22 protein-coding genes are annotated in these 25,931 nt (G+C 41.0%); 8 read left to right on the forward strand and 14 right to left on the reverse strand.

Annotated elements, in window-relative coordinates; all coding sequences use genetic code 11:
* Positions 1 to 61: 61 nt before the first annotated feature.
* The 10 genes from argH to AB685_RS01235 form a co-directional block, all read right to left on the reverse strand.
* Entirely contained in the window at positions 62 to 1,432 is a 1,371-nt protein-coding gene (gene argH, locus AB685_RS01190; protein ID WP_047968728.1) for an argininosuccinate lyase, read from the reverse strand.
* 54 nt (positions 1,433 to 1,486) lie between these two features.
* A complete protein-coding gene (locus AB685_RS01195; protein ID WP_047968729.1) occupies positions 1,487 to 2,698 on the reverse strand; it encodes an argininosuccinate synthase in 1,212 nt (403 codons plus the stop codon).
* 67 nt (positions 2,699 to 2,765) lie between these two features.
* On the reverse strand, positions 2,766 to 3,740 hold the full coding sequence (gene argF / locus AB685_RS01200; RefSeq protein WP_047968730.1) for an ornithine carbamoyltransferase: 975 nt from the start codon (positions 3,738 to 3,740) through the stop codon (positions 2,766 to 2,768).
* A complete protein-coding gene (gene carB / locus AB685_RS01205) occupies positions 3,725 to 6,949 on the reverse strand; it encodes a carbamoyl-phosphate synthase (glutamine-hydrolyzing) large subunit (RefSeq protein WP_047968731.1) in 3,225 nt (1,074 codons plus the stop codon). The genes argF and carB overlap by 16 nt, the downstream gene beginning before the upstream one ends.
* A complete protein-coding gene (locus AB685_RS01210; protein ID WP_047968732.1) occupies positions 6,936 to 8,012 on the reverse strand; it encodes a carbamoyl phosphate synthase small subunit in 1,077 nt (358 codons plus the stop codon). Before AB685_RS01210 ends, carB begins: the two co-directional genes overlap by 14 nt.
* The gene (locus tag AB685_RS01215) at positions 8,005 to 9,201 is read right to left on the reverse strand and encodes an acetylornithine transaminase (RefSeq protein WP_277814264.1); all 1,197 of its coding nucleotides are present in this window, start codon (positions 9,199 to 9,201) and stop codon (positions 8,005 to 8,007) included. Before AB685_RS01215 ends, AB685_RS01210 begins: the two co-directional genes overlap by 8 nt.
* Positions 9,194 to 9,991, reverse strand: coding sequence for an acetylglutamate kinase (gene argB, locus AB685_RS01220; protein ID WP_047968733.1), 798 nt, complete (start codon positions 9,989 to 9,991; stop codon positions 9,194 to 9,196). The genes AB685_RS01215 and argB overlap by 8 nt, the downstream gene beginning before the upstream one ends.
* 13 nt (positions 9,992 to 10,004) lie before the next feature.
* Complete coding sequence (argJ, locus tag AB685_RS01225; protein ID WP_047968734.1) at positions 10,005 to 11,243, reverse strand: bifunctional ornithine acetyltransferase/N-acetylglutamate synthase; 1,239 nt, start codon at positions 11,241 to 11,243, stop codon at positions 10,005 to 10,007.
* A 16-nt stretch (positions 11,244 to 11,259) separates the two neighbouring features.
* The gene (argC, locus tag AB685_RS01230; RefSeq protein WP_047968735.1) at positions 11,260 to 12,297 is read right to left on the reverse strand and encodes an N-acetyl-gamma-glutamyl-phosphate reductase; all 1,038 of its coding nucleotides are present in this window, start codon (positions 12,295 to 12,297) and stop codon (positions 11,260 to 11,262) included.
* A gap of 138 nt (positions 12,298 to 12,435) precedes the next feature.
* Entirely contained in the window at positions 12,436 to 13,569 is a 1,134-nt protein-coding gene (locus AB685_RS01235; RefSeq protein WP_047968736.1) for a M20 family metallopeptidase, read from the reverse strand.
* A gap of 427 nt (positions 13,570 to 13,996) precedes the next feature.
* Between AB685_RS01235 and AB685_RS01240 the strand changes: the two genes are divergently transcribed.
* From AB685_RS01240 to AB685_RS01260, 5 genes are all read left to right on the forward strand, one after another.
* A complete protein-coding gene (locus tag AB685_RS01240) occupies positions 13,997 to 14,980 on the forward strand; it encodes a Gfo/Idh/MocA family oxidoreductase (protein ID WP_047968737.1) in 984 nt (327 codons plus the stop codon).
* 180 nt (positions 14,981 to 15,160) lie between these two features.
* On the forward strand, positions 15,161 to 15,370 hold the full coding sequence (locus AB685_RS01245) for a hypothetical protein (protein WP_047968738.1): 210 nt from the start codon (positions 15,161 to 15,163) through the stop codon (positions 15,368 to 15,370).
* A gap of 40 nt (positions 15,371 to 15,410) precedes the next feature.
* Entirely contained in the window at positions 15,411 to 15,896 is a 486-nt protein-coding gene (locus tag AB685_RS01250; protein ID WP_047968739.1) for a spore coat protein, read from the forward strand.
* A gap of 390 nt (positions 15,897 to 16,286) precedes the next feature.
* Entirely contained in the window at positions 16,287 to 17,474 is a 1,188-nt protein-coding gene (locus AB685_RS01255; protein ID WP_047968740.1) for a hypothetical protein, read from the forward strand.
* Between the two features lie 91 nt (positions 17,475 to 17,565).
* The gene (locus AB685_RS01260) at positions 17,566 to 19,206 is read left to right on the forward strand and encodes an AMP-binding protein (protein ID WP_047968741.1); all 1,641 of its coding nucleotides are present in this window, start codon (positions 17,566 to 17,568) and stop codon (positions 19,204 to 19,206) included.
* A gap of 52 nt (positions 19,207 to 19,258) precedes the next feature.
* Here AB685_RS01260 and ltaE read toward each other — a convergent pair whose 3' ends face one another.
* Positions 19,259 to 20,284, reverse strand: a complete 1,026-nt coding sequence (gene ltaE / locus AB685_RS01265) for a low-specificity L-threonine aldolase (RefSeq protein ID WP_047968742.1) — start codon at positions 20,282 to 20,284, stop codon at positions 19,259 to 19,261.
* A gap of 144 nt (positions 20,285 to 20,428) precedes the next feature.
* On the opposite strand from ltaE, the gene AB685_RS01270 reads away from it, so the two are divergent.
* From AB685_RS01270 to AB685_RS32315, 3 genes are all read left to right on the forward strand, one after another.
* Positions 20,429 to 21,670: an MFS transporter gene (locus AB685_RS01270; protein WP_047968743.1), complete on the forward strand. Its 1,242-nt coding sequence runs from the start codon at positions 20,429 to 20,431 to the stop codon at positions 21,668 to 21,670.
* A gap of 89 nt (positions 21,671 to 21,759) precedes the next feature.
* Entirely contained in the window at positions 21,760 to 22,827 is a 1,068-nt protein-coding gene (locus AB685_RS01275; protein WP_047968744.1) for a DUF3900 domain-containing protein, read from the forward strand.
* Positions 22,828 to 22,894: 67 nt separating this feature from the next.
* The gene (locus AB685_RS32315; RefSeq protein ID WP_277814265.1) at positions 22,895 to 23,017 is read left to right on the forward strand and encodes a hypothetical protein; all 123 of its coding nucleotides are present in this window, start codon (positions 22,895 to 22,897) and stop codon (positions 23,015 to 23,017) included.
* Positions 23,018 to 23,538: 521 nt separating this feature from the next.
* On the opposite strand, the gene AB685_RS01280 is transcribed toward AB685_RS32315, so the two are convergent.
* From AB685_RS01280 to msrA, 3 genes are all read right to left on the reverse strand, one after another.
* On the reverse strand, positions 23,539 to 23,931 hold the full coding sequence (locus AB685_RS01280; RefSeq protein WP_047968745.1) for a VOC family protein: 393 nt from the start codon (positions 23,929 to 23,931) through the stop codon (positions 23,539 to 23,541).
* A gap of 22 nt (positions 23,932 to 23,953) precedes the next feature.
* Positions 23,954 to 25,147 carry a DHHA1 domain-containing protein gene (locus AB685_RS01285; protein WP_047968746.1) on the reverse strand — a complete coding sequence of 398 codons (1,194 nt, stop codon included), beginning with the start codon at positions 25,145 to 25,147 and terminating at the stop codon, positions 23,954 to 23,956.
* A gap of 72 nt (positions 25,148 to 25,219) precedes the next feature.
* Entirely contained in the window at positions 25,220 to 25,765 is a 546-nt protein-coding gene (gene msrA / locus AB685_RS01290; RefSeq protein ID WP_047968747.1) for a peptide-methionine (S)-S-oxide reductase MsrA, read from the reverse strand.
* Positions 25,766 to 25,931: the final 166 nt, after the last annotated feature.

Here is a 25,931-nt window from a genome sequence, read left to right on the forward strand (position 1 = left end):
GTATATGTCCATTGTGAACGAGGGCTGAAGCTTTTGCAAATTTTTAGAAAACGAGTACATCTTAAATATGTTGTTCGGCCAGAACCAATTGATTTTTCACTTGTTCAAACGAGGTTCCGCCTTCGCTATTACGAGCACCTACAACATGTTTCGGCTGAAGAATCTCAAAAATGCCTTCTGAAAACAAAGGAGAAAATTGTTGATATTCTTCCATAGAAAGACCTAGAAGATACTTATCATGGTTAATAGCATAAAGAACAATTTTTCCGATAATTTCATGGGCCTGTCTAAATGGAATCCCTTTTGTCACTAGATAGTCCGCAATATCGGTTGCATTGGAGAAATCCTGCGAGACCGCTTCAAACATGTTCTTCTGATTCACTGTCATTGTTTCAATCATTGGCGCAAGTAATCTTAATGAACCATCAAGCGTTTTTACTGTATCAAACATTCCTTCTTTATCTTCCTGCATGTCCTTGTTGTATGCCAAAGGAAGACCCTTAAGGACAGTTAATAATCCAACAAGATTTCCATACACTCTTCCTGTCTTCGCACGAAGCAACTCGGGTACATCCGGGTTTTTCTTCTGTGGCATGATACTTGATCCAGTACAAAAAGAGTCGTCAAGTTCAATGAACTGAAATTCTTGGCTTGACCAGATCACTAATTCTTCCGAAAGACGTGATATATGAGTCATGATCAGAGATGCATGAGAAAGGAATTCCACGATAAAATCACGGTCACTGACGGCATCCATGCTATTTGGATAGACTTTTTCAAAACCAAGTAAGGAAGCGGTCTGTTCACGGTCTATCGGGAAGGTTGTTCCTGCCAATGCACCTGCTCCAAGCGGCGACCAGTTGATTCGCTTCAAGCTATCCTGCAATCTCTCCTTGTCACGCTCCAACATCCAGAAATAAGCCAACAGATGATGGGCAAAAGATACCGGCTGGGCACGCTGCAAATGGGTGTAACCTGGGAGAATGGTATGCACATTTTCTTTGGATTTCATTAAGATAGATTTTTGCACATCCGTCAATAATGTAATAATACTCTCCGTTTGCTTTTTTAAATACAAATGCATATCTGTCGCCACTTGGTCATTACGACTTCTTCCGGTATGAAGCTTCCCTCCCACCGGTCCTACTTCATCTATTAATAACTTTTCAATGTTCATATGGATATCTTCATGTGCAACGGAGAATTCCACTTCCCCCGCAACTATCTTATCTTCAATGACTTTCAGTCCATTTTTGATTGTTTCTGCATCATCATCGGAAATGATCCCACAGTCACTGAGCATTCGCACATGCGCCAAGCTTCCTTGTATATCCTCAAGTGCGAGCTCTTTATCAAATTCAATGGATGCAGTAAATTCCTCTACCAGCTTGTTTGTTTCCTTAGTAAAACGTCCACCCCAAAGCTTTGTCATGTTGTTGCCTCCCTTGAATTTTAAGCTAGTAGAAGTGGTCCATATTCCACTTCTTTACAATGTTACCTTTTCTTTTTTGTGGATTTCAGCATATACCTTTGTAGGTAATCCCCACAGTTTGATGAATCCGACTGCAGCATTGTGGTCAAACATATCCCCTTTGGAATATGTTGCAAGTTCTTCGTTATATAAGCTATATTCTGACTGGCGACCTACTACTGTGTGGTTGCCTTTTTGCAATTTTACACGTATCTTTCCTGTTACATATTTCTGCGTCTCTTCAACAAATGATCCTAGAGCGTTCACTAATGGAGAGAACCATAGACCTTCATAGATAACTTTTGCCATCTGGTCATCTATGGAAGCCTTGAATTGTGTCACTTCTCTTGGAAGAGTCAGGAATTCAAGCTCTTTATGTGCTTGAATTAAAATTAAAGCAGCTGGGTTTTCATACACCTCACGGGATTTAATTCCAACCAATCGATTTTCGATGTGATCGATTCTTCCTACCCCATGTTTTCCTCCGACCAAATTCAATTCCTCAATTAGATCTACCAGTCCCATCTTTTTGTCATTAATGGCAACTGGTACCCCTTTATCAAAAGTGATTTCTAAATATTCAGGTTGATCTGGTGTAAGCTCTATTGGATTAGTCCAGTCAAAAGCTGCCTCAGGTGCTTCATTCCATGGATTTTCCAACACACCAGCTTCACAAGCTCTACCCCAAATGTTAGCATCAATTGAAAATGGATTATCCAAATTCACTGGAATAGGTATGTTATTCTTCATCGCATATTCAATTTCCTCATCTCTGGTCATTCCCCACTCACGTACAGGTGCAATGACTTTCAAGTTTGGATTCAGTGCCTGGATGGAAACTTCAAAGCGTACTTGATCATTCCCCTTTCCAGTACAACCATGTGCCACTGCTACTGCTCCCTCTTCTTCCGCCACCTGTACAAGCAGCTTGGAGATGAGCGGACGTGATAGTGCAGATGATAAAGGGTACTTACCCTCATACATAGCATTTGATTTCAGTGCAGGAACAATATAATCTTTGGCTAGCATTTCTTTTGCATCCACCATTATCGCTTTAATGGCGCCAACATCTAATGCCTTCTGCTTAATTGATTCTAAATCCTTCCCTTCTCCAACATCCAAGCCGAGTGCAATGACATCATACCCATATTTCTCTTGCAACCATTTAACAGAAACGGAGGTATCTAGTCCTCCGGAATAAGCTAATACCACTTTTTCTTTAACCATACAAATTTCCTCCTCTGGTATAAAAATCTACGTTGTTGTATTTTTATACATTCTATTGTAAAAAAAATTAGTTCCCTAGTAAAGCCTTTAATATGGCCTTTTGTGCATGAAGTCGATTTTCGGCTTCATCGAATACGACTGAATGTGGTCCATCGATAATTTCTGATGTTACCTCTTCCCCACGATGTGCAGGCAGGCAATGCAGAAAGATGAAATCATTTTTCGCGTGTTTGCAAAGTTCCTTGTTCACTTGATAAGGTGCAAATGCATTTAGTCGATCTAGTGTTTCGGCTTCTTGCCCCATACTGGTCCAGACGTCTGTCACTACCACATCTGCCCCCTTGATCATCTCTTCGGGACACTCGCCAACCAAAATGGTGGAACCAGTTGCTATGGCCTCCTCCTTCATATAGCTTAAAATGGAGATATCGGGCTCAAAATCAGGCGGGCATGCTATTGAAATATCCATTCCCACTTTTACAGCCCCTTCTATTAAAGAATGGGACATATTATTGTTCGCATCTCCCAAATAGCAAAGCTTTAATCCTTTCAGCTTTCCTTTATGCTCTTTAATGGTTAGCAGGTCTGCCAACACTTGAGCGGGATGATGTGAGTCGGTCAGTCCATTGATGATTGGTACGGTTGAATGATGCGCGAACTCTTCCAGGATTTGATGTTCGAACGTACGAATCATCAGCCCATCCACGTAACGTGATAGAACTTTCGCAGTGTCAGAAGGAGATTCCCCTCGTCCCAGTTGGATATCATTGGAGCTCAAGAATATCGCATGGCCACCAAGTTGCAGCATGCCAACTTCAAATGACACTCTGGTTCTGGTGGATGATTTTTCAAAAAGCATGGCAAGTACTTTTCCCTGTAGATAAGGATGTGGTGTTCCTTCTTTTTGATATTTTTTAAGTTTTATAGCATCTTCCAATAAATAATGGATATCATTTGGAGTTAAGGATCCAAGTGTCAGAAAATGAGATTGACTCAATTGATAGGTATCCTTGTTCGTTTCCCATTTTAGTACACTTTGCATAAATATTCAACCTCTCTTTTTTCATTTTTTAAATAATTTTTGATGGTTTGATAATTTTGCTCAATTGTATGATCCAACTGGTTTGCTTGATACACCGTCTCTAGACAGGTAAATGTTTTTATACCGTGTTTTGTACATAATGCCCGATACATGGCTCCATCACGGGTTTTATCTCTTCCTTTAGTTGGAATGATGATGGCTGCCGCCAGATTTTCTGTTTTTAACGTAGAGTTGATTTCCTTCTCGGAAACTGTTGTCACAGCTATCCCATTGTTTCTCAAGAATTTTGCCGTTCCTTTTGATGCGAAAATCTTAATACGCTTCTTTTGTAGCTCCGTTAGTAATGGGAGTGCTTTTTGTTTTTCACGATCAGCAATGGAACAAAAAACAACTTTTTCATCTTCCGTTTTTGTGAATGGACTTTTCTTGCCGAGAAACAATGCTTTATTCATTGCTTCTTCTACTGTCATCCCCAATCCGATAATTTCTCCGGTTGACTTCATCTCCGGTCCGAGAACATGATCGACATCTTTTAATTTGGTAGCGGAAAAGACTGGAGCCTTTACCGTCCAGAAGCCTGGTTCTTCTTTTAACCCTGTCTGACTCAGTTTCTCACCCAATTGTGCCCTGACAGCAATCTCTATCATGGGTACATCTGTTACTTTGCTGACAATCGGTACAGTTCTAGATGCTCTTGGATTGACTTCCAGTACGTAAATTGTGTTTCCTGAAATGACAAATTGAATATTTGCTATCCCAATGATTTGAGCACTCTTGCAAATTCTTTTAGTATAATCCATCAATATTTCTTTCATCTGTACTGTTAAGGACAGTGGTGGAAAAACGGCAAGACTGTCACCTGAATGAACACCTGCTTTTTCGATATGTTCAAAGATTGCAGGAATAAATACCTCCTCGCCATCCGATATCACATCCAGTTCGCATTCAAGACCCGGAATAAAACTATCGACTAACAAAGGCCAGAGCGAATCATTCGATTCATGGATATGGATAAACTCTTCCAACTCTTTTCCCTCATATAGAGTGTACATGGATTGACCTCCTATTACATAGGATGGACGCACTAGTACCGGAAATCCGATTTCTTCTGCTGCAGCCTTCAATTGATTTGGTTGATCCACCATCTTCCCATTAATGTGAGGAATACCTTCTTTTTCTAGCAAGTTGTAAAAGTGGGATCGGTCCTCGAGCTGGTCGATGGAGGCTCTGCTGGTTCCTGCAATTACTACTCCCTCTTGTTCCAAACCTTCCGCCAGGTTTATAGCAGTCTGACCTCCAAATTGTATAAAGACTAGGTCGACATTTTCTTTTTGGATAATTGCTAGAATGTCCTCTACAGTAATCGGCTCAAAGTAGAGCTTGTCAGCTATTGAGAAGTCCGTACTGACCGTTTCAGGATTATTGTTTACCACGATTGTTTCGAATCCTGCATTTTTCAAAGCTTTCACTGCATGGACGGAACAGTAGTCGAACTCAATTCCCTGACCGATCCGAATCGGTCCTGAACCGATGACAAGAGCCTTCTTTTTTTGACTTACATTCACCTCATCCTTCCCGTTGTACGTGGAATAGTAATAAGGGGTGATCGCTTCGAATTCTGCAGCACAAGTATCTACAAGTTTATAAGATGGATTAATCTGATTTTCATGCAATACCTCTTTTAAATCTTCACTAGAACATCCTAGAAGAACACAAAGTCTTTCATTACTTATATTTTGTCCCTTAGCCATTCTCAACAAATCAACAGAGAGTGTATCCAATGTCTTATCGGAAAGTTGTTGTTCCAACATGACCATTTGTTGTAGTTTACTCAGAAACCATTCATCGATTGATGTCATTTCATGTATGATACGGACGGACAACCCTTGATTTAAAGCATGAGTGATGGCGAATAATCGCATGTGTGTCGGTTCACGGAGAAGGTCCATCCAAGCGACTTCACTCATCTTGTCCATGACTGGATGCGTTATCCCGTGGACTTTAATCTCCATAGAACGGAGCCCTTTATTTAATGCCCCCTCAAATGTTCGGTCGATTGACAGTACCTCACCAGTAGCTTTCATTTGTGTACTCAGGGTAGTATCCGCTTCAGGGAACTTGTCAAAAGGAAATCTTGGGAGTTTCACTACTACATAGTCCAGAGCTGGCTCAAAGGATGCAAAAGTGCTTCCTGTAATAGGATTTCTGATTTCGTCCAAATGGTAGCCGATGGCACACTTGGCTGCAATTCTGGCAATCGGATATCCCGTAGCCTTTGAAGCAAGAGCCGATGAACGGCTTACACGCGGATTCACTTCAATAATATTGTAATCATCTGAACGGGGGTCCATGGCAAATTGGATGTTGCAGCCTCCGACAATTCCCAAGCTTCTTATTATTTTCAGACTTGCATTTCTCAATATCTGATATTGTCTGTCTGTCAATGTTTGTGAAGGTGCCACTACAATGGAGTCTCCGGTATGGACGCCGACCGGATCAATATTTTCCATGTTGCACACAATGATGCATGTATCATTTTCATCACGCATCACCTCATACTCCACTTCTTTCCAGCCCTTGATGCTTTTTTCTATTAATACTTGGCTAATCGGGCTGAGGTTCAATCCATTTAAAAGTAGCGACTCAAACTCTTCGTCGCTGTACGCGAAACCTCCACCCTCTCCGCCTAAAGTGTAAGCAGGTCTGATAATGAAGGGGTATCCGATCTCATTTACAAATTTAAATCCTTCCTCTAACGAGTGGACTATTTGTGACTCCGGAATTGGTTCATTCAGGTCCATCATCAGTTGTCGGAACTTCTCTCTGTCTTCTCCTTGTTGAATAGAGTTTACGGATGTACCAAGGACCCGCACGTTATTTCCCTCCAGTATTCCTTTGTTGGAGAGCTCCACAATCAAGTTTAAGGCTGTTTGACCGCCCAGGGTGCCAATAATTCCGTCAGGCTTCTCTTTTTCGATTATTTTCTCCAAACAATCGACCGTCAAAGGTTCCATATAAACACTATCTGCAATATCGGAATCCGTCATGATGGTTGCTGGATTATTGTTTACAAGTACCACTTCAATTCCTTCTTCTTTTAGAGCCAGACACGCTTGCGTTCCCGCATAGTCAAATTCTGCTGCTTGACCGATAACTATAGGACCTGACCCGATCACTAACACTTTTTGTATTTCCTTAATGAATGGCATATGACATTACTCCTGTTTTTTCATTGATGAGTTTCAGAAATTGTGCAAATACATAATTGGTATCTTGCGGGCCGGGGTGGGCTTCCGGATGAAATTGGACACTTATGGCAGGCAGTTTTTTATGTTGAAGCCCTTCCACTGTCCCATCATTGATATTTTTATAGGTAACGTCAAAGATTTCTTTATTTATAGAGTCTTCACAGACGTTATAGCTGTGATTCTGGGATGTGATGTACACTTTCCCTGTTGCAAGATCTTTGACAGGATGATTACCGCCTCTATGCCCAAAAAGTAACTTGTTTGTCTTTGCTCCGAATGCAAGCGCGAGTAATTGATGTCCCAGACATATTCCGAGGGTGGGAAACGCTTCTGTGATTTTTTTAATTTTTGGGAGGTGATCGAATAAGCTTTTAGGATCTCCAGGTCCATTGCTTAATAGTACGCCATCCGGATTAAGTGCCTGTAATTTTTCATAGCTTGTCGTATAAGGCAAAACCGTTACTTGGCAGCCTGCATGGAGTAGTGCGTCCAAAATGGATTTTTTATAGCCGTAATCCATTAAAGCTATATGGGCTCCAGTTCCTTGATAAGTTTTTTGTACTTTGGTGGACACAAGCTCCACCCAACTCTCTTCTACCTCCACATTTGGTAAGTCTTTCACAGAGTCTGTGATGAACCCTTTTACTAATCCGCGTCTCCGTATTGTTTTTACCAGCTCCCTCGTATCAACATTACTTAAACCGCTGACACCCATTTTCTCTAGTAGTTCCGGAGCAGCCGTAACGGAGGAATAGTGGTTAGGGTAATGGCAGGCCTCTCCCATCACAACACCTTTTGCATATACATTATCCGCTTCGTAATCATGAGGGTTAATACCGTAATTGCCGATAAGCGGGTAACAAAACACGATAATTTGGCCTGCATAGGAAGGATCTGACATGATTTCCTGATACCCGGTCATACTTGTATTGAATACCACTTCCCCAATCGCTTCCTCTTTACTTCCAACTAATATGCCGGGGAAAACCTCCCCCGTTTCAAGAACTAAAAATCCATTATCCATGATGATCCTCCTCGAAATGCTGTAATACCTTGGTGAACTTCTGAACAAATAAATTCACTTCTTCTTTTGAAACTGTAAGAGGTGGAAGAAGCCTTATTACATTCGCCCCTGCACTTAGAATTAGTAATTTTTCATCCATTGCTTTATTTACGATTTTCATAGCGTCACCATCGATTAGAATTCCGATTAACATGCCTCTTCCCCTGATTTCCTTCACATTAGAATAGTTGGCCTTTAAGGACTCAAGCTCTGTCAATAGATATTGGCTTTGCTCGACGGAATTTCTTATGACGTCGGTTTCGCTTAATACTTTTAATGTTGCTGTTCCAGCAGTACTTGCTAATGGATTCCCTCCAAAGGTGCTTCCGTGCATGCCTGGCTGAAAGGCGGCGGCTACTTCCGCTTTTGCCAGCATGGCTCCAATCGGAAAACCAGATCCCAATCCTTTTGCAAGTGTCATAATATCCGGTTCAATGCCGTACTGTTCATATAAAAAAAGGCTCCCAGTGCGCCCCATTCCGGTTTGTACTTCATCCACGACTAGCAGGATTCCATCTTCCTTACAGATGGAAGACAATTCCTTGATCCAATTCGAGTCTGCTGGAATCACCCCGCCCTCCCCTTGGAGAAGTTCGAGCATAACAGCCGTCGGGGACAGTTCTCTGATTGTACGGAGGGATCGATAATCGTTGTAGGGCAAATGGGTGAACCCTTCAAGCATCGGCTCAAAGCCGGCCTTTACCTTTTCCTGCCCGGTAGCGGCTACTGTAGCAAGTGTTCTTCCATGAAAGCTTTGCTGAAATGTCACAATATTTGCTAGCTTGCCACTTTTATGTTTTGCAAATGAACGAATAAGCTTGATGGCAGCTTCATTTGCCTCTGCACCACTATTACAGAAAAACACCTGATTGAAGCAGGAGTTTTCCACTAATAATTGGGCAAGCTCATCTTGTTTTGGTATATGATAAAGGTTGGAAATATGCCACAGCTGTGTCAGCTGTTCTTGCAGGGCCGCCTGGATTTTTGGAGGGCAATGTCCTAGATTGCATGTTGCAATTCCGGAAGTGAAGTCCAAGTACTCCTCTCCGTTGTCAGTCCAGACATAAGTCCCCTTACCTTTTTGGATGGATAGTGGAAGCCTGTTGTATGTATTCATTACAGGTGAATAATTCAAGGTGGATTTAGACACTTTTCTCCATAACCTCCTCCAAATAGAATGTAGTCCCTACTTCGCACTCACTTAAAGTAAATTGGGTAAGGGCATCAGGTGTTGATCCGTTTATGATTCCAACCTTACTCACACCTTTCATTAAACAAGATACAGCTGCGTTAACCTTCGGGATCATTCCTCCTGTAATGTGACTTTCTTCTATTAAAATGGCAACTTCTGTATCTGATAAATTAGCAGCGATAGAATCTCCCACAAGAACCCCGTCTACATCTGTGACCATGCATAACGGAGAACCGAAAGCCTCAGCGATTGCCGCAGCTGCAAGGTCAGCATTAATGTTATAGTGCTGTCCTTGGTTGTCTACAGCAACAGGCGAGATGATGGGAATAATCCCCTGTTTCATAAAAGGTGCTAATATTTGTCTATTAACTTCTACAATCTCTCCGACAAGCCCTAATTCCTCTGCATTGGAAATCGGCTTTGCAATAAGAAACTTCCCATCCACGCCGCTAATACCTAGTGCAATACCTCCTGCTTTCATCACTTGACGCACTAGATGTTTATTCATACTCCCGGATAAAACCATTTCCACCACTTCCAATACAGGTTCAGTTGTTTTTCTCAAGCCGTTTACGAAAGTGGTTTCCACTTTCATCGCGGAAAGAAGCGATGAAATGGAAGGGCCTCCTCCATGCACTATGATAGGTTGGATATCATGGATGGTTTTCAATTCCACAAGCTCCGTATAAAAGGTTGAGGGAAGCTTCTCGATGGTACTGCCACCACACTTGATAACGAGTGATTTCATCTTTTACCCTCCTTTACGTTCGATAGGATGCATTAATTCGTACATAGTCGTATGATAAATCACAGCCCCATGCCTTAGCTTTTTGTGTCCCATTAAAAAGATCTACCTGTATTTCTATTTTTTCGTTTTTGAGATAGGTTTTCGCATCTTTTTCACAGAACTGGACTGGCATTCCATTTTGGACAACTGTGATCGGCCCTATTTTCACCTCGATCTGTTCCGTGTTAACTATTATTCCGCTATAGCCGACTGCGGAAACGATTCTCCCCCAGTTAGGGTCTTCTCCAAAAACCGCCGTCTTCACTAAGCTAGAGCCGACAATGGTTTTGGCGATTACTTGAGCATCATGGACAGTTATAGCACCCTTCACGTGTACTTCAATTAATTTGGTTGCACCTTCTCCGTCTCGAGCTATCTGCTGTGCGAGTGATTGACATACCATCTGAAGCCCTTCCTTGAAAAGGTTATATTCCATGTCACTTTGCTTCCACTCTTCATTTCCTGCCATTCCGTTTGCAAGCACCAAAACCATATCATTTGTACTTGTATCCCCATCTACAGTAATCATATTGAACGTATCACTGGTGACTTCTTTCAGGGCTTGTTGTAGGGCACTTTGCTCAATGTTCACATCCGTTGTGACAAATCCAAGCATTGTTGCCATGTTGGGATGGACCATTCCAGATCCTTTAGCAGCACCGGCTATCGTGATGATTTTTCCTCCGAATTGCAATTGAAAACATACATTCTTCGTAAAAGTATCAGTTGTTAGAATGGCTTCTTCAAACGATGTGGCATCGTCCAGGCAGTTAACCGCTGATATCGATTCCACTCCTGCTGATATTTTGTCCATAGGCAGGTGCTCTCCGATAATACCAGTGGATATAACAGCGACCCCGTGTTCCTGCAGATCAGCCTTTTCAGCAAAGACTTTTCTCATTTTATATGCGTTTTCAAGCCCTAATTTTCCGGTACATGAATTGGCATTTCCGGAGTTCACCAAAACCGCCTGAAGTGTGCCATCCTTCGCAATGCTTTCCTGTGTAACCTTTAACGGTGGTGCCTGGAATTGATTTGTTGTATAAACTGCTGCCGCATTTGCAGGCATAGCACTGTATATCCAGCCTAAATCTTTTCTTTTTCTCTTTATACCACAGTGCAACCCAGTAGCGGAAAAGCCTTCAGGTGTACAGATGTTCCCATCTTCAACCACTTTCCATTTTTCTGTTTTTGATAAAACTTCCACTTTCATAATCTCACCTCTTTTTTTATGGATAGACAGGTGTAAAAGTCAGTCCTAAATCCTCATTCCACCCGTTCATTATATTCATGTTCTGCACTGCCTGCCCGGATGCGCCTTTCATAACATTATCAATAACAGATACAATCATTATTCTGTTGGTCCTTGCATCAACCGATAAACCAATATCGCAATAATTGGAACCAAATACTTCTTTTGTTGCCGGCCATTGATTTTCCTTTCTGATTCGAACAAAGTGTTCTTCTTGATAAAACTCCTGATATATCTTTTGTGCTTCTTCAGAGGAGATAGTTTCGACCAAATTCGCATATATCGTACACATGATACCTCTCGACATAGGTACGAGGTGTGGTGTAAAGGTAATGGTTGCAGACTCGCCGGAATATGCTTGAATCCCCTGTTCCATTTCTGGAATATGCTGATGGCTACCAAGCTTGTAGGCTTTTACATTTTCGTTCACTTCACAATAATGGGTAGCCATAGAAGCTTTTCTACCTGCCCCAGTCACGCCGGATTTACCATCAATGATGATGGAATTATGGTGCACCAGCTTGTTCTTCAATACTGGTGCAAGCCCAAGCAATGTTGCAGTTGGGTAACATCCCGGATTTGCAATCAAAGTGGAACTTTTGATGTCTTCCCTGAAAAGTTCAGGCAAACCATATGTAGATTTTTGTAAAGCCGAATCAGGAGCTGCTGAATATTTATACCATTTGTCGTATAAAACAGAATCTTTCAACCTATGATCCCCAGATAAATCGATACAGGGAATCTTATTATCCACTAATCTATGAATCAAGTTTTTGGATACCCCTGATGGTGTAGCAAAAAAAAACAGGTCCGCCATTCCTCTAATTTCTTTTGTGTTAATCTCCTCCAGCCTTGTCTCTGCAATCCCCTGTAAATGTGGATATTGTTCCGTAATCAACTGACCGCTCGTAGAGTGGGATGCCATAAAGCTCAATTCCACTTCAGGATGCTGCTGTAGTATTCTTATTAATTCTGCACCGCTATAACCGTTTGCTCCAATAATTCCAACCTTCAAGTTTTTCATCCTCTCCATGGATTTATAATATGAATTATTATAACTACGTATGTATAAAAATACAACAGGTATTTTAAAAGAATACAAAAAAATGACCAAAGTAGCAAAATGCTCCAATGGTCATCATCTTTTTTCAGGTTATTCTACTAAAGCTGCAATAGTCCTAGCTAGAAGCTCCGTTCTTTTGGTCAAGGATGGAACTTCAAGATATTCCTTTTCACTATGGGCATTTCCCCCAACAGGGCCCATGCCATCAACCGTTGCTATCCCCATTGCAGCAGTGAAAGATGCATCAGAACCACCACCTGTAGCAGTATCTTTCACCTTAAGGCCCATCTGTATCCCCACCTTTTCAATAACTTGCAACAAGGATTCTGTCCGTTCTGTCTTTTCCATGGGAAGCCTATTCATTTCACCGCTAAGCTCCACCTCTGTTCCTTGAACATCCGAAGATGCGCAAATCTTTTCCAATTTCCGTTCGATCGGTATTGCCTGATTGCGATTTTTGATTCGTATGTCCACATGTGCCACTGCACTATCGGAGACAGTATTAACGGATGATCCTCCTTCTATTAGCCCCACATTCACACTGATCCCTTTGGAATAATCATTGAGTTCATGCAACTGGATCACTTTATGCGCAAGTTCTTCAATCGCACTTCTCCCCTTTTCCGGTTCAATTCCGGAATGAGCTGCCCTTCCCTTTACACTAATTGTATATTTTCCTTTTCCTCTTCTCGCAGATACAAGGGAACCATCCTTTCTCGCAGGCTCCATTATAAGAGCAAACTCTTTACCTTCCGCTTTGCTTTCTATAAGGCTTTTGGAGGATGGGGAACCTATCTCTTCATCACTGTTCAAAACTAGGACAACATCCCTGTATGCGTTCGAACGAGAGTATATCAAGGCTTTCATGGCATATAGAATGGAAACCTGGCTTGCCTTCATATCGATTACCCCCGGTCCATATGCCCTTTCACCTTCCACCTTGAACGGACGGGTCTGTACAGTTCCATTTGGAAACACCGTATCCATGTGGGCAACTATTATAATTCTCGGCTCTTTTGCCATCGGGTGTTGAATGACCAGGTGATTTCCATATCTCTCCTCTTCGATCACTTGTACAGAGAAACCAATGGATCTATATTCCTTTGAAAGAATAGACCCAATTTTATCTATGCCTTCTTTGGAAGTGGAACCGCTATCGATATTTACTAGTTTCTCCAACAGGTTAAGCATCTCTGTTTGGTTGTTCTGTAAAAATTCTTGCATCTTACTCTCTCCTGACATATAAACGAATTAAACTGATACTCTAATTAACGTATATTTTATTTACCAATCCATTATACCCTTTATGCTTAATTACTCCTATATTTCCTTTATTCTACCTATTTACAGATTTCAAACCTCATTTTTAGGTATAGATCAACAGCGGCGTTTAACAGAGCCTTCTGAAAAAACAATTTATTATGCTTTTCATATATATTATGTTATATTATTTATGCGATGAGCTGAATTGTGTAAGTCGATGGACACGCTCTGTGAGCAAGGCATGAATGTGGTCATGCTGTCCTTCGCCTCAATACGCAGGAAGACACCTTTTATAGGTGTCTTCTTTTTTTTGTGTAAAATTAATTTTTTCAATTCACCACATTCTTCTGCTATACTGACAACATCCTTAAGGAAAGAAGGTATTACTATGATACGTTTTGGGATTATCGGAACGAATTGGATTACAGAATCTTTCATTGATGCAGCCCAAGAACTTGAAGACTTTAGCTTAGCAGCTGTTTATTCAAGAAAAGAAGAGACAGCAAAGGAATTTGCCAGTAATTATGAAATAACCGCTACTTATACTAATCTAGAAGAATTTGCTAAAAGCGATGAAATTGATGCTGTCTATATAGCCAGTCCCAACTCCATGCATGCACAACAAGCCATTGTTTGCATGAATCAGGGAAAGCATGTCATTTGCGAGAAGCCGATAGCTTCAAATACGAAAGAGTTATTGGAAATGAGAGCAGCATCAGATAGGAACAGCGTTGTCCTTATGGAAGCCATGAAGACCACACTTTTACCTAACTTCCTGGCTGTTAAGGAGAACCTACATAAGATTGGAAAGATCAGGCGTTACAATGCCAGCTATTGTCAGTATTCCTCACGCTACGATAAATATAAAGACGGCATTATTCTAAATGCTTTCAAACCTGAATTTTCCAATGGGGCATTAATGGATATTGGAATCTATACTATTTATCCCATGGTGGCACTGTTCGGTAAACCAAATGGCTTGCAGGCAAATTCCTATATACTGGAATCCGGTGTAGACGGACAAGGAAGTATCTTGTTTAATTTTGACGGCATGGAGGCTACTGTTACCTACTCAAAAATCGCCAACTCCTACCTCCCATCTGAAATACAGGGAGAAGAAGGAACAATCATTATTGATAAAATTCATACCCCAGAAAATGTATTGATAAAATATAAGGATGGGTCAGAAGAAAAGATAACTGTTTCACAAAATACAAAATCCATGTTCTATGAAGCAGAAGAATTCATTCGTATAATTAAGTCGGGAGAAACGGAATCTTCCATCAATTCTCTTAAAAATTCCCTAACAACCATGGGATTGATAGAGGAAGCTCGTTCTCAAATAGGGCTGATCTATCCTGCTGACAATTAATAAATCCAGTGTTCTAAAGGAATTCTCCATTTTACAAAGGGGGGTTCCTTTTTAATTTTGGTTAATTTTGCCCATTTTTTAGTAATCTTATAAAAATGGTCTTATACTAGGGTACATTTGTCCACTCTCTTCTCTATTATCAACATACAATGTGGTAGATAAGAAAAAGGGGGTGTAAGAATGGCAGATAATAAAGATATGCAACGAGAGATTTCAAAACTTACCCAGGCTACAACAAACATGATGCTTCAAAATGTAATGAAAAAACACAATGTCAAGTTAAGTGGAGATAATTTCTCCAAAGAGCAAAAAGAGCAGCTGAGAAAATTGGTTGCGGATATCCAAGATTCTTTCGGGAAGATGGAAAAACTTCAAAAAGAAGAAAAATAAAAACCAAAAAATAAAAATAATTAAATGGGGGATTTAAATAATGAGTAAAGATTGGTTATTCGGTGGAAGAGGCTGCGGCCACGATAAAGGTTGCGGTTATGATAATAATAGTTGGAGCGCTTTGGATGACGGATGCAGACATCCACTAGACAATGAAGGGGTAGTGCAAGAGGCTGCCCAAGTGAACAAAATGATCCAGAAATCCTATGAGCAGATTGTCATTAAAGATTCTTGCGACGTTGAAGTTACAACAACTGACACTAAAATCGCTGTTTCTCTACAAGCGGCAATTCAAGCTGCAATCGCTCTAGTAATCAGTGTAAGCATCGCTGACAGCGACAAAGCTGAACAAATTATCCAAGAATTGCTTCAAAGCTCCAAGTCCGTTCAAGTAAATCACCAACAAACGTATATTCAGAACTCTCGTGGTGTACGTGTAACTACTACTGACACAGACCTAGTATTAAACATCCAACTACTTCTTCAACTATTGATTGCCCTAGTTGTATCTGTAGACATCTTATAATCCTGTTGAAGTCTTGCCCACTTCAACGCCTGTAAATTACACCACCACATGTCTAGTTACACTCCATCTTATCTAAGGGGACAGCCACCTCTTGTTCCCGCTATATCATAGTTGATTACTGATAGTACCTCCTTGCATCACCCGTCTTACACCACCACACCTACAATTAGTTCGTTTAAGAAGAAGACCATTGGTCTTCTTCTTTCTCAATTCCGGCTACCTTGAGAATATAAAATACTCTCCCCTACTACTTATGCAATAATCTTCAGATTGTCATTCATATTCTTAATCTAGTTATTTGCCTAGTTTTACTGAATTTACGCGCAAATCCTAGACTCATTCATAAGATACTGTATCCCAGCAACCTAATAAAAATAAAGGAGTTAACTTATGAGTGAGAAAAATAAAGCCCTGCTTCCCCTCCCTAAGATTTTTCATCAAAATACATTAAGTACATCTAATCAGCAGGAATATCGAAAAAATTATTTAACAGAAATTTTAAAACAACAGGAAGAAACCAATATGACATTTTCTTCTACCGTCACAGATTTAAACAAAATTCTACAGCAAGGATTGTCTGTTCAAGAAAACAACTATCAGCATTTATATGAAAAATTGAACGTTCATGATGAGTATCATCAACGGATAACTGATAAATTGGACGTTCATGATGATTATCATAAAGAGATAACTGACAAATTGAGCGTTCATAATGAGTATCACCAACAGATATCTGAAAAATTGAACGTTCATGATGATTATCATAAAGAGATAACTGACAAATTGAGCGTTCATGATGAGTATCACCAACAGATATCTGAAAAATTAAACGTTCATGATGAGTATCACCAACAGATATCTGAAAAATTAAACGTTCATGATGAGTATCATCAACAGATAACTGACAAATTGAACGTTCATGATGAGTATCACCAACAGATAACTGAAAAATTGAACGTTCATGATGGGTATTTCCAGCGGATAACTGACACGTTGAATGATCAGAATAATGATCATCAACTACTACATGACCAATTAAAGGTACAGGTAACTAAAAGTGAAGAACTTCATGAAACCCTATTGGCAAATGAATCCAGCAGTATGCATATTGAGCAAAGATTGGATAAGCTGGAAATGCTAGTTGAAGAAGAAAAACTTTTGAGTCAGGCAACCATCGATCAGTTGGCGTTTCAGGAGGACCTAACGAGAGGAATTCATACAAAGCTGGAAAAATATGAAGAATTGTACGAGGATATTCAGTCAAAAATATATGAGCAGGAACACTTTTATCAGGAAATCAATGACAAGCTCCAAATTCAAGAAATGTTCCACCAGTCCATTATGTCAAGGCTTGATAGTCAAGACGCTGCATCGCAAAAAATGGCAGTACAACTGGATATGTTAAGACAGACTCTGGTCGAAAAATTGGAGGCTGCCATACTTTCCATTGATAGTAAATATAAACAGACACTTCAATACTTGGCTGGTATGGTTGGCTTGAAGGAAAGGATTATTCAAAAACCTTCACTTGAAATGGCAAACAAAGATGCGAAAAAAGTGGAAGTAAAACAGGAGTAGCCTTAGGGCTGCTCTTTTTGCTATTTGATTTTTCTGAACATTCATAATAATATTTAACTAAGTACTTACATTTTTATTGGAGGTTGAACGAATGGCAGAGCTAGTACATAAAACAATAGGTGAACTATTGGACGAAACCGTATCAATGTATCCGGAAAAAGAAGCTGTAGTTTACCCTGAATCAGGACTACGCTACACCTACAGGGAATTTCAACATGCCTGCAATAATGTTGCAAAAGGTCTTATGCGTTTAGGTATTAACAAAGGAGAGCATATCGCGGTTTGGGCATCCAATAAACCGGAATGGCTTGTTGCTCAATATGCAAGTGCAAAAATTGGTGCGGTCCTTGTGACAGTTAACACAAGCTATCAATCCAAGGAATTGGAATATCTATTGCGACAATCAGATTCTACTACACTACTCTTAATGGATGAATTTAAAGGAGCCAGTTACCTGGACATGTTATATGAATTATGTCCTGAACTTAAAAACAGTACCCCTGGGGAACTCCAGGCTGAAAAACTTCCGATGTTGAAGAATGTTGTGTATATGGGAGAGCAAAGGCATCCGGGAATGTTGGTTTGGAACGATTTATTGGATAAGTCGCCGCTTGTTTCTGATCAAGCATTAGAAAAACGACAAAAAAGCACCAGCTTTGATGAAGTCATTAATATGCAATACACTTCCGGAACAACCGGCTTCCCGAAAGGAGTTATGCTTACCCACTCCAACATCATCAACAATGCTATCAATGTGGCCGAATGCCAAAGGCTTACATCCGAAGATAGAATATGCATTCCAGTTCCCTTCTTCCATTGCTTTGGGTGTGTAATGGGGACTTTGGCCGCTGTAGCTACAGGAGCGACCATGGTGCCACTTATCATGTTCGATCCTCTACAGGTTTTAAAGGCGGTGGAAAAGGAAAAATGCACGGCCCTATATGGGGTCCCTACCATGTTTATCGCGGAATTAAACCATCCTGACTTTGCCGAATTCGATCTTTCAAGCTTAAGAACCGGTATCATGGCCGGATCCCCTTGTCCAACAGAAATCATGAAAAAAGTAGTACATGAAATGGGGGCTAAAGAGATAACAATTGCTTATGGGCAGACAGAATCCTCCCCAGTTATCACACAGACCAGATCCTTTGACAGTATTGAAAGACGTGTTTCTACAGTTGGAAGCGCTTTAGAAAATGTTGAAGTGAAAATTGTAGATCCCACCTCAGGAAAAGAAGTACCAAATGGTGTACAAGGTGAGCTTTGTACCCGTGGGTATCTCGTCATGAAGGGGTACTACAACATGGAGGATCAGACTCGTGATACCATCGACCCAGCAGGCTGGTTGCATACAGGAGATCTTGCGACCATGGATGACGACGGATATATTGTCATTACGGGTAGATTGAAGGATATGATTATACGTGGAGGAGAAAATATATACCCTCGTGAAATTGAAGAATTTCTATACACCCATCCGAAGGTTTTTGATGTCCAAATCGTCGGTGTTCCTGATGAAAGATTGGGTGAACAAGTGGCTGCCTTTATTAAAGTCAAACCAGGGGAAGCGTTATCCAGCCAGGAAGTTAAAGATTATTGTACAGGAAAAATATCCAAATACAAGATTCCTTATTATGTAGAGATTGTTGAGGAATATCCGATGACCGCTTCAGGGAAAATACAAAAATTCAAGTTAAGGGAACATGCTGTCCGCACACTGGTTAATCAATAAAAAGTTATGGGAAAGGGCACTTTTAATTAAAGTGCCCCTTCCCTCTTCCCTTTTAACCTTCTACTATTTCACCGATGGCACCCACTGCTTTTTCAATATCTCTTCTATTAACATCGTAATGAGTGGTAAGACGGACAAGAGTCTGGCCGAATGTTACAGCCATTACACCCTTCCCTTTTAATAGTTCGACAAATTCATGGGCATTCATATTCAGGCCGGAAACATCGAGAACGACAATATTGGTATCAACGGAATTAACAATTTTCAGCCCTTGAATGTTTTTAAGGCTTTCAGCAAGAAAGGCCGCATTTGCATGATCCTCCGACAGCCTTTGTGTCATCTTTGTTAAAGCAACCAATGCTGGGGCAGCGATTATCCCAACTTGTCTCAATCCCCCACCAAGCCTCTTTCTCCACTTTCTGGCTTTCTTGATAAATTCCTCTGGTCCGGCAATGATTGATCCCACAGGCGCCCCTAATCCCTTTGACAGGCAAACCTGAACGGTATCACATTGCTTGGTAAATTCTTGAATGGAGCACCCGACACTTGCTGCAGCGTTAAATAAACGTGCTCCATCTACATGCACAGGAATGGAATACCGTTTTGCTACCTCATAAATCTCCTTCATATTAGAAGAAGGTACCACGGCTCCTCCTGCACGATTATGAGTATTTTCTATACAGATAAGTCCCGTTTCAGGAAAATGCTGGTCTTCCCCACGAATTGCCGCCTCAATATGTATAGGACTCATCACCCCATTAACTCCGCTAATTGTTCTCGTCTGAACTCCAGCCAATGCCGCTACTGCTCCGGATTCATAATAGAAAATATGAGACTCGGCTTCTAGCAATATCTCATTTCCAGGTCGGCAATGGGTCAGAACAGCTATCTGGTTCCCTTGCGTACCACTCGTAACAAATAATGCGGCTTCCTTTCCTAGCATTTCTGCTGCCTTTACCTCCAATAGGTTTACTGTCGGATCCTCTCCATATACATCATCCCCTACTTCGGCTTCATATGCTGCCTTTCTCATTTCTTCTGTTGGCCTTGTAATAGTGTCACTGCGTAAATCAATCATTGCTCATGTCCCCTTACCTTTTTTATTTCAGTTTACCAGATTCCGATTTATTTCGCATTCCGTAAAATAGTCTACCATCTTCCCCTTTCCCCATGCTATGATTATTTAATTAGAAGGCTCACACAGTTAAAAGGAGTTCATATCATGCAGGCACAGAAAATCAGATTAGATACAGCGAAAGCTGAAAATAAAACCGTATATCCCATTCTTTACATCATCGGACTTGCCCATTTACTAAATGATGCTCTTCAATCAGTTGTTCCGGCTTTGTTTCCCGTTCTACAGAGCTCCATGGGGCTTACCTTTACCCAGTTGGGACTTATCGCATTTGCGCTAAATGCGACTTCCTCCCTTATCCAGCCTGTAGTTGGCATTTATACGGATAAGAGACCTTCTCCATATGCATTACCGATAGGACTAACCTTTTCCTTATTTGGAATTATTGGATTGGCCCTTGCGCAGAACTTTTGGCTTATCATCGTTTCGGTATTATTCATCGGGCTTGGATCGGCAGCGTTTCATCCGGAAGGTTCACGTGTCGCGTATATGGCCGCTGGAAATCGGAGAGGACTCGCCCAATCCATTTATCAGGTGGGAGGAAATTCAGGTCAGGCTCTTGCTCCTTTGATGGCAGCTTACATTCTTTTGCCTCTCGGTCAGAAAGGTGTGCTTTGGTTTACAATTGTTGCAGCAGCTGGAGTGATCTTACTTTTATATATCGCAGCATGGTATAAACAGCAAGTATTAGAAAATGCCAAACCGGTAAAGATGAAGACAGCTGTGCAAACAAAAGAAAAGAAAAAAACAAAGTCGAATAAACGAATCATTTTATTCTCCATTTCCTTGTTAATTTTCCTTGTGTTTGCACGCTCCTGGTTCCATGCAGGAATTACGAACTTTTATGCTTTTTATGTCATTCAAAACTATGGACTTCCTATAGCAGATTCACAAATTTATATTTTTGTGTTCCTTGGCGCAGGTGCAGTCGGAACATTTTTCGGTGGTCCTTTGGCTGACCGCTTCGGTAAGAGAATGGTCATTTCGCTCTCCATGCTCGGTTCTGCACCACTGGCTCTGCTCCTTCCATTTGTCGGCGCAACCTTTGCATATGTACTCGTTGCAATTATCGGGTTTATCATTCTCTCGAGCTTCTCGGTGACCGTTGTTTACGCTCAGGAGCTTGTCCCGGGAAGAATCGGGTTGGTTTCCGGACTCATTGTAGGACTGGCGTTTGGAATGGGGGCAGTAGGTTCTGTTGCACTCGGTGTATTGGCGGATTGGATCGGTTTGACGAATACGATCATATTTACCGCCTGCCTTCCATTGATAGGACTATTGACTTTCTTTTTACCAACTGATCAAAAGGTTAGAGAAATGCATGAATAGTATGGAGAAAGGGTTCCTGTTGACCCTTTCTTTTCTTTTGCCTATACTTGTTAGGTGCTGAAATATATCTACTGAAAATGGTGATAATGATGGATTTTGATATAAAGTCATTGGCCTTTTACATAATTGAAGTGGAAGGCAGTGGAGATAGTGCTAAAAAGCTTTATAAACCGATGGCAGTATTAGATGAAGATACATATGAAGAAAGTGCTTTAAAGCCCTTCCTTGATGGGGAACTGATGAAGATCACGAAGAGGAAAGTGGATCGCCACCCTAAAAATGAACAAGTCCCGACGAAAATTGGCAGATTCATTGTGGAGCCTGGTTACGACTTGGGGTCCAATCCCAACTATAATCTTTTCAATCGAATTAAAAATGCCGACACGCTCGATTCATTTTCCCAGGCTGCGGAGGAAATTGCTACTACTTATACAGATACGACTGCTGTAAGAGGTGGAGTTCTGATTGTTGCAAGAGCAAAGTTGAATAAATACTTTGATGAACCTTTTGTTTTCGTATTAAAATGTGACTTCGAACAGAAAGTAGCATCCATAACTGATGAAAGAACCCTTATTCATAATGTTCAGATGGCCATCACCACGAAAAATATGAAGTCCGTTCAGTACCCTTTCATGGTGGAGGATGGGATGGTGGAAGATGGGGAATTAAAAATCCATCAATCCTCCCATTCCAGATACTTCGAGGATTTTCTTAAGTATGTGGAATACGGTGAATCGATGCCGGAGATCATCAAGAACCAGGTGATGGGGATGGTGCACCAGGAGATTTCTGAAACCTATAAGGAAGAAAGCGAAGAAAAAGAAAAAATGGAACAAGCGATGGAAGCGTGGGCAACTTCCCCGAAACGGGAGCTGCAGGAGCGCTGGTCGGACGAACAGGTGATGGAGGCATCGTCGACCATCATAGAACAGACTCCTGATATTGAGCTGAAGTTCAAGCTTGATCATATATCTGTTAAAAGCTTGTTAGCCGATTTTGGAGAAAATGTTCACATAGCCAAAATCAATGACAGGTATGTTGTGCTTCTTGAAGGTGATTTTCTTCAATTCGAAAAAAACGTTTCTCCTGTCGAGATGCTGAAGCCGAGCGAACTTACGTTGATACTGGAAAGAATGAATAAAAAGTACAGTGATTAATCTCCCTATGAATATTTGGAAAAGATATAGAAAGAATAGGAACAAATACCTTTTAGGGGTGACAATCATGGATTGGATGTCCATCATTCGGTATGCCTGTTCTTTTACTGGAATTATCTGTCTTGGCTTTACGTATAAGCATATGTTGAAAAGTGCACGTGCCAAGGGAAAATCAATAAGTAAAGATTAAGTTGTGACTTAGACGGACATAAGAAAAACCAGGCAAAAACCGCCTGGTCCTTTTTTAAGCTAAAAATCATTAGTTGTTTGGTTAACCGCCGCTGTTCCTTTCCGTAAATAGCTCCGCTTTCTACGGGGCGCCCTTGAGCCTCCTCACAACGCTTGAGGGGTCTCAAGATTGTCGCTACTCCCCCGTAGGACAAGGAAGGCTACGGCAGCGATACATCGCACGCAGAAAATGCTCGCATTTTCAAGGAGTCTACGCTATTTGCTCCAATCCACAGCTAGAAACTAAGATAGTTTTTAGTTATCCTTTCGATGAATGAAACCACCTTGTTGATTGCAGTGGAAGGCGCGCAGACTCCCTGTGGGAGGAAGGGACAGGGGAGACCCCACAGGAGGCCTGAGGAGGCTCCCGGACCGCCCACTGGAAAGCGAAGCGCCTGGAACGGAAATCAACAGAAGTATATACTTTCTTATCCTTTAAAAAAGGCAAGGGAGCTATAGCAAAGCTCCCTTGCCTTCTTCTTACTATTTTACTGGCGTTTCAAACAATTCTATCCATTCGCCGTCCGGACCTGAGAAGAAGATGTATCTTGCCCCGTTTGGCAATGTAGTGATCTCCTGTTCAATGAATGTTACATTCAGCTGCTTCAATCTTTCATATTCCACTTCCACATCATCCACTGTTAATGCGATATGATGCACTTTCCCTTCTGCAGGTAAGTGATCGTTATAGCCTTGAATGAGCTCTAATTCCGTTTCATCACTGTCATTAAAACCTAAAAAAGCCAATTTAATTGTTCCATTAGGGTGGTCAAGCTGTCCCTTTAATGAAAATCCTAATATCTTCTTATAAAATTCTATCGAAGCTTCGATATTCCGCACCATAATACCAACATGTTCTAAACGTTTAATTGCCATCTCTGCACTCTCCCCGACTCTATTATATGTCCGTACGTAACCTTCTGATGTTTTCCACTAAAAAGTTCACATACTCCTCGTCTTTGACCAACCAAGCAGCATAGCTCCTTTTAATGAATGTTTCCGCTTCTCGGAAGGATGAAAAAGTCTTATCCATAAGCTTTTCTTTGTTTTCCACTTGCCAGGTTCCGTCTTCCTTCGGTAAAAGAAACAGAACACCTTTTTCCTTAGAATCATAAAGTACCCCATTAGGTGACTCTTTTACATTAAAGACGTTCTTAGGTGCATCCTGTTTTAAAGGACCAAGCGGGAATGCTTCAGCAACAAAGAGTTTATACGCCTGTTCATTCAGGGTACAGCCTGAAGCCTTTGCATGCCCTCCCCCATCAAACTTACCTGCCACCTGCGATACATCTACATCGTCATGTATGGTTCTGAGACTGATTCGCTTGTTGCCCATATTAATCATTGCAATATAGTCAAGATGGGGATTTTCTTTTCCTAAGGTATTCCCTATCTCCGAGAGGAATGATTCAGCATGAACGATCCCTACCCACTTGTCACCTACAGGCTTTTGTACAATTTCCCGCCGTTTTTTCCGCAAGTACCTTTCCAGCTTCTGTTCTTCCATATCAAGGATCTGTGTTTCAAAATCATCAAAATCGAATCGGACTGCATTTGAAAGCTTCTGGAGCATCCGCTCTTCAAAGTCATCTATAGAAATCATATATAGGAGATCGTTCAACCTTTTGGCTTTTGTATTCTTGTTATGGTCCCACTCCCATGTATCATACTGCCGTATCAATTCCACCACTTCATCAAGCGCTTCCCCGCGACTGATCAATTCATTATCAAGCAAGTGCTCATAAAAAAGTGAGGTTGCACTCGTTAATCTGCCATCCTCATATTCCACGGTGACAGCGGCCCAATCATACTCATTTAAATGTAGTGCTGTTTTATGATGGTCGATGAATTGGACCTTTCCTCCTAGCTGTTTGACAAAGTAATCAAGCTTCTGCGCATTTTCCTCGTTAACAGAAAGGTCAGTTATGTAAATTTGATGCTGTGGAGTCGCTTCTTCCATAAAATCCGCAACCTGATAATTGAGACTGCCGACAGAATTATAATGGACCTTCACCTTTTCTTTGAAAGCCAGTTTGGCCAAAATACCGCAACCGACCCCGTCCAAATCGTTATGGGTAAATAAATGAATCAAAAGTAATCCCCCTTTTTAGAATGCATGATTTAGATGAGCCAGACAGTATTGTTGCTCGCACACATATGCACTCTATTTTGTATATTCTTCTCCCCAATATTCTTTAATATGAGCATCTCTTCCAGATTCTTGACGCTCCTGTTTATATTTCTCTGGGTTTTTTTTATAAAACTTCTGGTGATACTCTTCAGCTTCATAAAACGTCGTTGCTGGTTTTATATCTGTTACAATCTGTTTCTGGAAGCGTCCACTTGTTTGAAGCTCTTCTTTTGTCTTCTCAGCAAGCTCTTTCTGATGGTCATTATGGTAAAATATCGCCGTGCGGTATTGGCTTCCTCTATCAAAAAATTGGCCACCATCGTCAGTAGGATCTATTTGCGGCCAATATAATTCCAATAACCTTTTATATGGAAATAGTTCCGGATTGAACTCGATTTGGACCGCTTCATAATGTCCGGAATTCCCTTTTTTGATTTCCTCATATGTAGGATCTATGATTTCCCCGCCGGTATATCCGGACACTATCTTTTCTATTCCAGGCATTTCATCAAAAGGTTTGACCATGCACCAGAAACATCCACCTGCAAAAGTGGCTAATTCTGTTTTTCTAGTTGACATTTTTATACATCCTCTCATTCTTTATTAAACAGTGCTTGATGGAATTTTACACTATACAAAAAACACTTACAATAACTATGCATTATATCTGATTATGAGTTTACATAATTTAATTATAATAACCTAATATTAACTTAATAATTAAACATTTTCGTGATTGCGTTTT

Source organism: Bacillus sp. LL01, assembly GCF_001037965.1.